This is a genomic window from Streptomyces sp. BBFR2, assembly GCF_044497305.1.
Lineage (GTDB): Bacteria > Actinomycetota > Actinomycetes > Streptomycetales > Streptomycetaceae > Streptomyces.
In genome coordinates this window covers 713,008-724,181 of record NZ_CP172415.1, presented here as the reverse complement: position 1 = coordinate 724,181, position 11,174 = coordinate 713,008, and the positions used below count along the sequence as shown (strand labels likewise).

Genomic DNA, 11,174 nt, shown 5'->3' with positions numbered 1-11,174 from the left:
GGGCCGGGGTGCCGGAACCTGTGGCCCGCCCGGTCCGTTCAACGTGGCGATCACCCCGACATTGGAGGATGCGTGACCGGTTCCCGCCCCCGCCGCACGCCGTGGCGCGCGCTGCGCCCCGCCGGCTTCGGCGCCGCGCCCACCGGTGAGCGACTGGCCAGGATGCGCCGGTCGCCGCAGTTCGTGGACGGCCAGTTCCGCAACCCGGTGCCGACCCGGCAACTGCTGCCCGGCTCCGCGCTGCGGATGGCCCGTACACAGTTCAGCCGCGAAGGACGGCTGCACCGCGCGCCCGCCCACCCCATACCGGTGCACCGCCCGGCCCCGGGGGAGACCGCCGGACCGCCGCCGAGCGGACTGCGCATCACCTGGATGGGCCACTCCAGCGTGCTCGCCGAGATCGACGGCCACCGGGTGCTCTTCGACCCGGTGTGGGGCGAGCGCTGCTCCCCCTTCACCTGGGCCGGGCCCAAGCGGCTGCACCCGGCGCCCGTCGCGCTGCCCGCGCTGGAGCCCGTCGATGTGGTGGTGATCTCCCACGACCACTACGACCACCTCGACATGGCGACGATCCGGCACCTGAGCGCCACCGGAGCCGCCTTCGTGGTGCCCCTGGGCATCGGCGCCGACCTGGAGTTCTGGGGTGTACCGCCGTCCCGCGTCACGGAGCTGGACTGGCACGAATCCACCCGCGTCGGCGCGCTGACCCTCACCGCCACCCCCGCCCAGCACTTCTGCGGCCGGGGGCTGCGCGGACCCCAGCACACCCTGTGGGCCTCCTGGGCCGTCGCCGGGCCCGAGCACCGTATCCACCACAGCGGCGACACCGGCTACTTCCCCGGCTTCGCCGAGATCGGCGAGCGCCACGGGCCGTTCGACCTGACCATGATCCAGATCGGTGCGTACAGCGAGTTCTGGCCGGACATCCACATGACGCCCGAGGAGGGTGTCCGGGCCCACCGAGATCTCCAGCGGGGCGACGCCTCGTACGGTGTGCTGCTGCCGATCCACTGGGGCACCTTCAACCTCGCCCCGCACCCGTGGGCGGAGCCGGCGGAGTGGACGAAGGACGCGGCGGAGGAGGCCGGTCAGACGGTCGCGTTCCCGCGTCCCGGTGAGCCGTTCGAGCCCGCCGGGAAGCTGCCCGAGGCGCCGTGGTGGCGGGCGGTGTCCCAGCCGATGGACCACCCGTGGCGCCGCTCCCGGGGTGCCGGGGCCGAGGTCCGCCGCGGCGATCTGGACGTCGCGGGCGAGCGGTGACACCGGCCGCTCCGGCGCGGCGCGGCCGTTCACGGTGGCGCGCCGGAGCGTGAGAGTTCCCCCCTTCGAGTGCACACCCGGCGGCCCCGCTCCTCCCGGCGGGGCCGCCGTGGGTTCCGCCTCCGGCCGCCGGGAGTCCTCCCCGCCGCCGCCGGACTCCCGTACGAGGGAGGGAAGTTCGGCGGCCCGGCCCCGGGGGCATGAGGGGAGCGGGTGCCAGGGCCCGGGGCGGCCGGTCCCGGTGCGCCGGCCGGCGGGAGGGGCAACGCCGTCCCGGCGGGCGCAGTAGGGTTCCGGTACCGACGGCGGGCGGACAACTCCCGTGTACCTGTGGTGAGTTGACGTCCGGACGGCAACTGCGGCGTACGGGGGTGTTCAGGCTGAGCGAGCGGGAGATGGTCGGCGGCCGGTACCGGCTGGTCCGGCGGACGGGGCAGGAGACATCGGGCGGCGCGCGCTGGCTCGCCCACGACGAGGATCTGGGGGCGGACGTCGTCCTCACGGAGCTGCCGCTGGTGCCCGGCGAGGACGCGGCGGCCCGGCTCCGCAGGGTGCGCGAGCGCGTCGAGCGGGTGCGGCAACTGGGCCCGCGCGCCCGGACGGTCGGCGTGTACGACGTGGTGGAGCACGCGGGTAACCCCTGGATCGTCTCCGGGTACCACCCCGAGGCGACCTCCCTCGCCTCCCGCGTCGCGGCGGGCACCCCGGTCCCCGTGGGGGAGGCGGCGGGCATCGGACTCGCCGTGCTCGACACGCTGACCGCCGGCCACTTCCTGGGCGTGACGCACGGCAGGGTCTCCCCGTCCGCCGTCCTGCTGGTGCCGGAAGGACCGGAAGGACCGGAGGAAGGGAACGCCGCCGCGCCGCCCCGGGTACTGCTGAGCGACTACGGCCCCGGCGAATCCGGCGTCCCCCCGGCGGCGGAGTACCTCGCCCCGGAGCAGGCACAGGACCCGGGCACGCCCGCGACACCGGCGGCCGACCTCTACGCGCTGGGTGCGACGCTGTACGCGGCGGTCGAGGGCCGCGCGCCCTTCACCGCCGGTGAACGGCCGGTACGTCCCGCCGCCCCGGAGCACGCCGGGGAGCTGACGGAGATCATCCTGAAAATGCTGTCCGGTTCGCCGGGCGAGCGGCCGTCGGCCGACACGGTGCGCGCGGCCTTGGAGCGGGCGGCCCGGGAGGACGAACGGCGGGAAGAGCCGGACGGGCGGGGCGACAGCGGCGCCGTACCACCGGACGCGACCGGCCGGCCGGACGAGGCGCCGCGCCGCGGGGATTTCCGGTGGCCGGAGCCCCTGAAGGTGACCGCGGTCCTGGCCCTCGCGGTGGCGCTTGCCGTCGGTGTCACTCTGATGCTGACCACCGGCGGGATCACGTCCGGGGACGCGAAGGGCGGGGAGAAGGGGAACACCGCATCCGCCGGTCCCGGGCGCGGGACGGCCTACCCCTACGGGGAGCCGGTCGGACTCACCAAGCCCCTCGGCGTGGGCGATTGCGTACAGGCGGTGTGGCCGCGGCAGCCGCTGCAGGGGGTCCCGAATCTGGGCCTCACGGACTGCGGGAACGGCACCGACGCGCAGACCGTCGCGGTCGTGGACTTCCCGGACGTCGAGGCGGCGCGCGCACAGGCCGCCGAGCGGTGCACGCGGCAGGCCGGGGAGATCGCCGGGCGGATGGCGGACGCCGGGACCTACGCCCTGGTGCCCACGGCCAAGGGCTTCGCCAAGGCGGGCCGGCGCGCGGCGTGCCTGGTCGTCTCGCGGCACATCTCCCTCAACGGCGAGGTGGGCCGCTTCCGTGACAGCGGCATCGACCTGACTCTCCAGCAGATGAGGACCGGGGACTGCTGGACGTACGAGGACACGGCGGAGTCGTACAAGGCGTTGCTGGTCGCCTCGTGCACCGAGCCGCACACCGACCAGGTGGTGGGCTTCGTGACACCGCCGCCGGGCATGGACTCCGACGCGGCCCTGGACCGGTCCGGGAAGCTGTGCGAGAACAAGTTCGGCAGCTCCTGGCTGACCGGCGACGATGCCGAGCTGGTCGGCCGCATCGTCGCGGAGGACTCCTGGAACGAAGGGTTCCGGAAGGTGATCTGCACGATCCGGCCGGTCGACGGCACATCCGTCACCACCGAATACCAGCCCTCCCAGGGCTCCTGACGGCACGGCGGAAGGAGCGGACATGAGCGGACGCGCCGCGGTGGAACCCGGCGATCAGGAGGCGACCCGGCTGCTGTGCGCCGGGGTGTACGCGGACTACCGGTTCCGGCGCCGGGTCATCGAGGAGTTGGTGGAGCACGAGGAGCGGCCGGTGGCGCCCTCGCTCGGCTGCGATGTGCTGCCGGTCCTGGCGCACGCGCTGCGGGCCCGCCGCTGGGAGGCCGTCACCGGGGTGGCCGTACTGCTGGTGTGGACGGCCTTCGCGCTGGTCGGCGGCCGGGAGGCGGTGCCGTTCGCGGCGGCATGGGTGCTGCTGTGGGGCGCGCGCCTGCTGTGGAACCGCCGTACCCCGAACGTCTTCGACCCCGGACGGGCGGAGAGCAAGGAACTCCCCCTGCAGGCCATCGCGTTCGGGGCGCTGTTCCTCGTGAGCGCGCTCAACGCTGTCGTCTTCTTCCTCGTGAAGTGGGCGGGGCTGGACCGTATGCCGGTCTGGCACTGGGTGCTCTTCCCGCTGCTGCTGGCCGTGCCCGTGTGGGCGCACCGGACGCGGCAGGTGGTGCTGATGCGGCGGGAGCTGAGCCGGGAGGGCTTCGCGGCCGGGCCGCCGCTGAAGCTGCCGGGCTCCGGCCGCTACCGCCGCATCGGCGAGGCGATCGCCCGCGAACAGTTCTCCCCCCTCGCCCCGTATCCGCCCGTCCGGCCGCTGATCGGCTTCGGACTGCCCTACGACGCCTGGTCGTTCGCGCTGGAGCTGCGGCCGGTGGCGGACGGCGCGGCGGTCGGCGGCCGGCTGACCAACCGCGACGTCCTCGACCTGATCCGCCCGCAGGTCGCGTCGCTGCGCCTGTCCGGCCAGGGCACCGGCCGCGACCGGCTCCGGCGGCTGAAGGTCGACGAGTGCGTCTGCCGCCCGGTGGACGGACCGCGCCGGGAACTGCCCTACGCGACGGACCGGCTGCGGGAGAGCCTGCGGGAGGCCGTGGACGGCGACGGTGAGCGGAGCCGGCACTTCCTGCGGGTGCGGATCACCGCCTGGGACGGGCAGTTGGTGGTGACCGTCCTGGTCCGGGTGCACACCCAGGGCGGGATGCTGGTGCTGGAGGTGTCCCCGCACGTCCTGCCGCCGGTCCGCGACGACTTCGCGGTGGCCGCCGACGCGGCGTCCGAGCACGACCGGCTGATGCTGCGCAACACCCTGCGGGCGCTGTTCGCCAGCCCGGCCGCCTCCACAGCGGCCGTCGTCTCGCTGCTGCGCACGGCCGTCGCCGTGTCCCGGACCTGGCTGCGCCGCTCGCCCAGCTCCCGGCCCGGCGGCCCCCAGCTCGCGGTACGGGAGCTGGCCGCCGCGGAGCAGGTGACGTTCTTCCAGGAGATGGACATCAGCCGCTATGTGAAGACCGTGCAGGACCGGGTCAAGAACGGTGTGCTGGAGGCGCTGCGGGCGAAGGGGTACGACACCCAGGAGTTCGAGCAGCAGACCGTCAACATCGGCCGGGGCGCGATCTACGTCGGCCGGATGAGCGGTGGCGTCGCCGCCACCGGAGAGCGTACGGAGATCCACTACACCTCGGGAGACGGAAACCGCCATGGCACACACAGCGGCGAACGGCGCACCGCACCACCACAGCCCCGATGACGGCGCCGGGGCCGCGGGCCGGCGGGCCGGTGACATCACCGTCGGGGGTTCCGTCTCCGGCGGAGTGCTCAGCACCGGTGCGGACGCCCGGATCGACTACCGGGCGCCGCAACCGCTCGACGTGGAACGGCTGCTGCCCGCGCTGACCGCGCTGCACGCCGCGCTCCGGCCGGAGGGCGGGGGCTCCGATCTCGGCGCCGTGGTGCTCGGCGCCGATGTCGCGAGCGCCCAGGAGGAGATCCGCAGCTCCGGCACGCTCGCCCCCACCCGGCGCCAACTCCTGCGGGAGCGGCTCGAACTGGTCGCCACCGCCGGTGCCGGAGGGGCGTCGCTGGCCACGCTGGCCCAGACGGTCGTCGGCCTCCTGAGCTGAGCCGGGCCGGGGGAGCGGCGCCTTTCCGGGACAGCCCCGGAGACCCGGCCTGCGTCCTCCGCCCCGGACGCCCGCGCGGGTGACGGCGGAGCCCGGGGCACCGCTTCGGTTCCGCCTCAGCCGCCGCTCAGGGCGGAGAGCGCGGTCCCCGCGGTGAGCGCGGCGCGGAACTCCTCCAGGGCCCGGTCGACGCGTGGGGCGGTGTCCGCGGGGAGCCGCAGGACGCCGTCGGGTCCGGACTCGATCGCGCTGTCGGGTACGAAGACGCCGCGGACGATCTGCCGGGCGCCCAGGGCGCAGAGCACCGGGCGCAGGGCGTAGTCGATGGCCAGGGCGTGCGCGGTGCTGCCGCCGGTCATCAGCGGCAGTACCGCCTTGCCGGTCAGACCGGCGCGCGGCAGCAGGTCGAGGAAGACCTTGAGCAGACCGCTGTAGGCGGCGTTGTACACCGGGGTCGCCACGACGATCCCGGACGCGGCCCCTACCGAGTCCAGGGCCCGCCGCAACTCCGGCCGGCCGCTCCGCCCGGCCAGCAGGTCGGCGGCGGGCAGGTCCCGTACCCGCAGGTGGTCGGCGGGCAGCCCGGCCAGGGCGAGCCGCCGCACGAGGTGGCCGGTCAGCAGGGCCGTACGGGAACCGGCGGCGGGGCTCCCGGACACGGCGAGCAGGGATGTCATCTCACGGGCTCCTCGGCGGGCGGCGGATCAGTTGCCGGGCAGGGTGACGGACTGGGCGTGCCGGAAGACGTCGCGCGGGTCCCACCTCTTCTTGATCTGCTGGAGGCGCGGGTAGTTCGCCTTGTAGTAGAGGTCGTGCCAGGGCACCCCCGAGGTGTTGAACCGCGGGTCGCCGAGGTCGATGTCCGGGTAGTTGACGTAGCACCCGTCGGTCACCTCGCCGGGTACCGGGACGCCGCCGGTGTCCGCGTAGACCTCGCGGTAGCTGTCCCGGGCCCAGCCGATGTACGTGTCGTCGTCGGCCGGGTCGTTCCAGAACGCCTGCCAGAGCATCTTGAAGGCGGCGCGGCGGTGGGGGATGGCCGTGGCGGCCGGGTCGACGGCGTTGATCCGGCCGCCGTACGAGGTCAGCAGCACATTGAGGTTCGGGTTGTGCAGGTCGTCGCGGGTCAGGTGGGTGTGGAGCGCCGCGAGATGGCTGCGGGGGAAGGGCGCGCGCATGTAGGAGGACTTGTACTCGGCGCGCAGGGTGGGGTCGTTGAGGACGCCGTTGGTGGTGCCGAGCATCCGGACGGCGTGCAGCCACGGCAGTCTGCGGGCCTGTGCGAACTGCGGCAGGGCGGGGAGTTCGCCCATGTCCGCGGTCATCGCGCCCGGGGTCACGTCGATCCCGTCGCCCAGTTCCTTGAGGTAGTCCGCCAGGATCTGTTCGGCGCCGGGGGCGGAGGCGTCCACGAGGGCGACCATGCCGATCTGTCCGGCCGCCCGGTGGTTGAGCACCAACTGGCTCATCAGGGCCCGCTGCGGGCTGTCGGGCGCGGAGTGGGCGACGTGCCAGCGGGCGTAGTTCTGCACGAGCCGACAGAACTCCTCCCGGCTCAGCTCCGCCCAGGGCCAGCTCACGGCGTTCACCAGCAGTTCGGCGGGCGGGCGCGGCAGCAGCTCGCGCGGATCGCGGCCGGTGGCCCCGGGGGAGCGGAACCAGTAGCGGGTGACGACACCGAAGTTGCCGCCGCCGCCCCCGGTGTGGGCCCACCACAGGTCCCGGTGCGGATCGTCCGCCTCTCGGGTGGCGAGGACCGCGCGGGCCCGCCCCGCGGCGTCCACCACCACGACCTCCACCGCGTAGAGGTGGTCGACGACGAGACCGTGTGTCCGGCACAGCGGCCCCCAGGCGCCGCCGCTGACGTGGCCGCCCATGGCGACGGAGTAGCAGAAGCCGGTCGGCGCGACGACACCCCACTTGGGGTAGGTGGTCCGGTACGCCTGGAGGTTGGTGGCGCCCGCCCCGATGGCGATGGCGTTCAGCTCCGGGTCGTAGCGGATGTCGTGCATCTGGGACATGTCGAGGAGCACCCGCACCTGCGGATGGTGGACGAAGTTCTCGTAGCAGTGTCCGCTGGACCGGACGGAGAGCCGTTTGCCGTGGTGTACCGCGTCCTGGACGGCGGCGATCACCTCCTCGGTGGAGGTGACCAGCCGTACCGCCTCCGGAGCGGCGGTGTAGCGCTGGTTGAACCCGCTGATCAGGTCCGGGTACTGCCGGTCGGTGTCCGTCACCGTGACCGCCTCCGCGGGCCGGTGCCGGCCCGCGGAGGGTCCGGCGGACGTGCTGCCGCCGGGTATGGCTGCTTTCCGAGCTGTCATCGCTGTCACCTTCGTCACGCCGTGGATGGGCGCACGCCCCCGTTGATGTGTGTCAGTCGCCGCGCAGTGGTGGGATCACCTCGCGGGCGACGCGTTCGAACTCCTCGGTGTGCCGTTCCCCCGGCCAGTCCAGGACGAATTCCGTCACACCGGCCGCGCCGAAGCGTTCGAAGATCTCCTCGTAGCCGTGGCGGCCGGCCCTCGGGTCCCACGGGCCGAAGATCGTGTACGCCCGCCGGATGTCCGACGGGTCCCGGCCGGCCGCCGCGGCCAGCCGGTCGATCCTGGCGTTCTGCTCCGCCGTGAGGGCCAGTACTTCCTCGGCGCTGGCGCCGGGCGGGCCGTGGGTGTTCCAGGCGTCCGCGCGCTCGGCGGCGGTCCGCAGCAGGGTCGGCGACTGGCCGCCGACGGTGAGCGGCAGGCGCGGGCGCTGCAGCGAGCCCGGGACGGTCACCACGTCACGGACCCACAGCCGGTCGCCGGAGTGGCTGAACGCGCCGCCGCGCAGCACCCCGTCCACGATGGCCACGTAGTCGGCGAACCGCTGCGCCCGTTCCCGGGGCGACCAGGGCAGTTCGCCGACGCTGTGGTGGTCCCAGGGGAAGATCCCGGCGCCGATGCCCAGTTCGAAGCGGCCTGACGAGAGGTGGTCGAGGGCGATGGCCTGCTTGGCCAGTTGCGCGGGCGGGCGCAGGATCTGGTTGGCGACCAGGGTGCCGAGCCGGATGCGTTCCGTGGCGGACGCGGCCGCGGCGAGGACCGTCCAGCTGTCGAACCAGGTGTGGCGCGGATCGCGGAGGTCGGCGCTGTGGTCGGGCAGGTACACACGGTCGAAGCCCAGCTCCTCCAGCCGGCGCAGGCGTGCGGTGAGCACCGGGAAGGGCTGGTCGGGGTAGAGCATGACACCGAAGCTCATGCCGGGCCGCTTACGGGGCTGTGTACGGGGTGTCATGCGGGTTTCGTTCCTGACCTCGTGCTCGATGGGGTGGGGCCGGCGGGCCGCCGGGACGGGTGCCCGGTGCGGCGGCGCTCGGCCGTGTGCTGTGCCTGTTCCGTGTGCCGGTCGCGGGGCGGGGCCCGGGACGGCTTCCGCGTCCGCGCTCATGACGGCCACTCTTCCCGCCGGAGCGGCCCGTCCCCCGTAGCGCCGTGGTGTGTCAGGACATCCGGCAGCGGGCGGGGGTCGGGCACCGGGGACCAGCCGTCCGGGGTCTCGCGGTAGGTCCAGCGCGGCCCGTCGGCGACCAGCTCCGTCAGGGCCGCCAGGAGACGGTCGATGTGTTCCGTGGTGGTCCCCAGGCCGATGCTGGTGCGCAGGGCCCGGCCCGGCTGGTGCCGATGGTCCCGGCACAGCAGCGCGCGGACGGCCTGGTGGGCGCAGAAGGCGCCGTCCCGGACGCCGATGCCGTACTCCGCGGACAGCGCCGTCGCCACCAGACGCTGATCGGCCGGCCGGCCGCCCCAGTGGGCGACGCCGAACGAGACCACGCCGACCGACGGTGCGGCGGCGTCCCACATCCCGAGCCGGCAGACGCCCGGTATCCGCGCCAGCCCCTCCCGCAGCCGGGCCGCGAGCCCCCGCTCGTGGGCGGTGACCGTCTCCCAGCCGACCGCCGACAGCGCCTGGCAGGCCACCGCCATCGCATGGGCGCCGAGCACGTTCGGGGAGCCCGCCTCGTGCCGGTGCGGCAGACCGGACCAGACGACGCTCTCCCGTCCCTCGTCCTCGGTGACCTGGGCGGTCGCGCCGCCGCCGCCCAGGTACGGCTCCGCGCCGGCCAGCCAGTCGGCGGCCCCGACCAGCGCGCCCGCCCCGAACGGCGCGTACATCTTGTGGCCGGACAGCGCCACCCAGTCCACCCCGCACGCGGTCGTGTCCAGCGGCCCGTGCGCCGCCAACTGGGCGGCGTCCAGCACCGTACGGGCACCGTGGGCGGCCGCCACCTCCGTCAGTTCGGCCACCGGCCACAGCTCCCCGGTGACGTTGGAGGCGCCGGTGAGCACCACCAGCCTCGGGCCGGGCGGGGCGTCCGCCAGGGCCCCGGCCAGCAGTTCGGCCGCGTGCCCGGGGCCGGACGGCACGCCCAGCCGGCGCAGGGCGGAGCCGCGCCAGGCGAGCAGCGCCGCATGGTGGTCGGAGGCGAACCGGAACACCGTGGTCCGGGGCGGCAGCGCCCGCCCCAGGAGGTTGAGCGCGTCCGTGGTGTTCCGGGTGAAGAGCACCGCCGCGTCCGGGCCCGCGCCGACGAAACGGCGGACCGCGTCCCTGGCCTGCTCGTACGCGCGGGTCGTCACCTGGGACGCGAACCCGGCGCCGCGGTGGACGCTGGCGTACCACGGGAGCAGCCGTGCCACTTCCCGGCCCACCTCGGCCAGGCAGGGGGTGGACGCGGCGTGGTCGAGGTTGGCGTACGGCACCTGACGGCCGGTCACCAGCGGGACCGTCAGACCGGCGCCGACGACCTGCGGGAGACGGCCGTGGAGGCGGTCGGGTCCGGTGGCCGGGTGTTCGGTCAGCATGTCCCGCTCCTCCTCTCAGTCGGTGGCCGGGCGGCGCCCGGTCACTGGGCGGTCCATCCGCCGTCCATGACCAGCACCGAGCCGGTGAAGAACCCCGCCTCGTCACCGGCCAGATAGGCCACGGCGGACGCCGCCTCCTCGGGGCTGGCGATCCGGCCGAGCGGATGCAGCCCGATGAACATCTGCTCCATCTCCGCGCTGCCGCCCACCGACGAGCGGTACATCGGGGTGTCGACGGTGGCCAGGGCCAGCGCGTTGACCCGGATGTTGCGGGGCGCGTACTCCAGCGCGGCGGCCTTGGTCAGGCCGATGACGCCGTGCTTACCGGCGACGTAGGAGCTGATGCCGGCGCCGAATCCGACGACGCCCAGCTGCGAGGCGTTGTTGACGACGGTGCCGCCGCCGCGCCGCTCCATGGCCCGGATCTCGTGCCGCATGCACAGGAAGACGCTGTTCAGCACGGTCGCGACATCGGCGGCCCAGACCTCGGGATCCTGGTCGGTGACCCGGCCCATGGTGCCCATCGCACCGGCGTTGTTGAAGGCGATGTCCAGCCCGCCGAAGCGCTCCTCCGCGGCCCGTACCGCGGCGGCCACCTCCTCGTCGGCGGTCACATCGGCCCGTACGGCCGTCGCCGTCCCGCCGGCGTCGGTGATCTCGGCGGCGACCCGGTCGAGTTCGCTCTGCCGCCGCGCGGCGAGGACGACGGACGCGCCCTGGGCGGCGAGGGTGCGCGCCGTGGCCTCGCCGATCCCGGAGCTGGCCCCGGTCACCAGGGCGACCTTGCCGTGCAGCCGGCCGGCGGCCGTCGTGGCGCTGCTGTCTGCGTTCATCGAGGTCGTGGGCCGTCCGGGCGGAGGGCCCGTCTCCTTCCCAAGTGGTGGGCGATGCCG

Annotated in this window: 9 protein-coding genes; 4 read left to right on the top strand and 5 right to left on the bottom strand. The window is 74.4% G+C overall.

Annotation, left to right across the window (positions count from 1 at the left end; all coding sequences use genetic code 11):
- Window positions 1-72 precede the first annotated feature (72 nt).
- The 4 genes from ACGH2B_RS02535 to ACGH2B_RS02520 all read left to right on the top strand — a co-directional run bounded on the left by ACGH2B_RS02535 (window position 73) and on the right by ACGH2B_RS02520 (window position 5,437).
- Entirely contained in the window at window positions 73-1,260 is a 1,188-nt protein-coding gene (locus ACGH2B_RS02535) for an MBL fold metallo-hydrolase (RefSeq protein ID WP_399083356.1), read from the top strand.
- 338 nt (window positions 1,261-1,598) lie between these two features.
- Complete coding sequence (locus ACGH2B_RS02530; RefSeq protein WP_399083353.1) at window positions 1,599-3,425, top strand: septum formation family protein; 1,827 nt, start codon at window positions 1,599-1,601, stop codon at window positions 3,423-3,425.
- Between the two features lie 22 nt (window positions 3,426-3,447).
- On the top strand, window positions 3,448-5,064 hold the full coding sequence (locus tag ACGH2B_RS02525; RefSeq protein ID WP_399083350.1) for a hypothetical protein: 1,617 nt from the start codon (window positions 3,448-3,450) through the stop codon (window positions 5,062-5,064).
- Window positions 5,015-5,437 (top strand): hypothetical protein, encoded by a 423-nt coding sequence (locus ACGH2B_RS02520; protein WP_399083347.1) that lies wholly within the window; start codon window positions 5,015-5,017, stop codon window positions 5,435-5,437. The genes ACGH2B_RS02525 and ACGH2B_RS02520 overlap by 50 nt, the downstream gene beginning before the upstream one ends.
- A 116-nt stretch (window positions 5,438-5,553) precedes the next feature.
- Here the strand turns inward: ACGH2B_RS02520 and ssuE are convergent, their stop codons facing one another.
- The 5 genes from ssuE to ACGH2B_RS02495 all read right to left on the bottom strand — a co-directional run bounded on the left by ssuE (window position 5,554) and on the right by ACGH2B_RS02495 (window position 11,114).
- Window positions 5,554-6,114, bottom strand: a complete 561-nt coding sequence (ssuE, locus tag ACGH2B_RS02515) for an NADPH-dependent FMN reductase (RefSeq protein ID WP_399083344.1) — start codon at window positions 6,112-6,114, stop codon at window positions 5,554-5,556.
- A gap of 27 nt (window positions 6,115-6,141) precedes the next feature.
- The gene (locus ACGH2B_RS02510) at window positions 6,142-7,761 is read right to left on the bottom strand and encodes an FAD-binding oxidoreductase (RefSeq protein ID WP_399083341.1); all 1,620 of its coding nucleotides are present in this window, start codon (window positions 7,759-7,761) and stop codon (window positions 6,142-6,144) included.
- A gap of 52 nt (window positions 7,762-7,813) precedes the next feature.
- Window positions 7,814-8,713, bottom strand: coding sequence for an LLM class flavin-dependent oxidoreductase (locus tag ACGH2B_RS02505; RefSeq protein WP_399083338.1), 900 nt, complete (start codon window positions 8,711-8,713; stop codon window positions 7,814-7,816).
- Between the two features lie 149 nt (window positions 8,714-8,862).
- The gene (locus tag ACGH2B_RS02500) at window positions 8,863-10,281 is read right to left on the bottom strand and encodes an aminotransferase class V-fold PLP-dependent enzyme (protein ID WP_399083335.1); all 1,419 of its coding nucleotides are present in this window, start codon (window positions 10,279-10,281) and stop codon (window positions 8,863-8,865) included.
- Between the two features lie 41 nt (window positions 10,282-10,322).
- Complete coding sequence (locus ACGH2B_RS02495) at window positions 10,323-11,114, bottom strand: SDR family NAD(P)-dependent oxidoreductase (protein WP_399083332.1); 792 nt, start codon at window positions 11,112-11,114, stop codon at window positions 10,323-10,325.
- Window positions 11,115-11,174 lie beyond the last annotated feature (60 nt).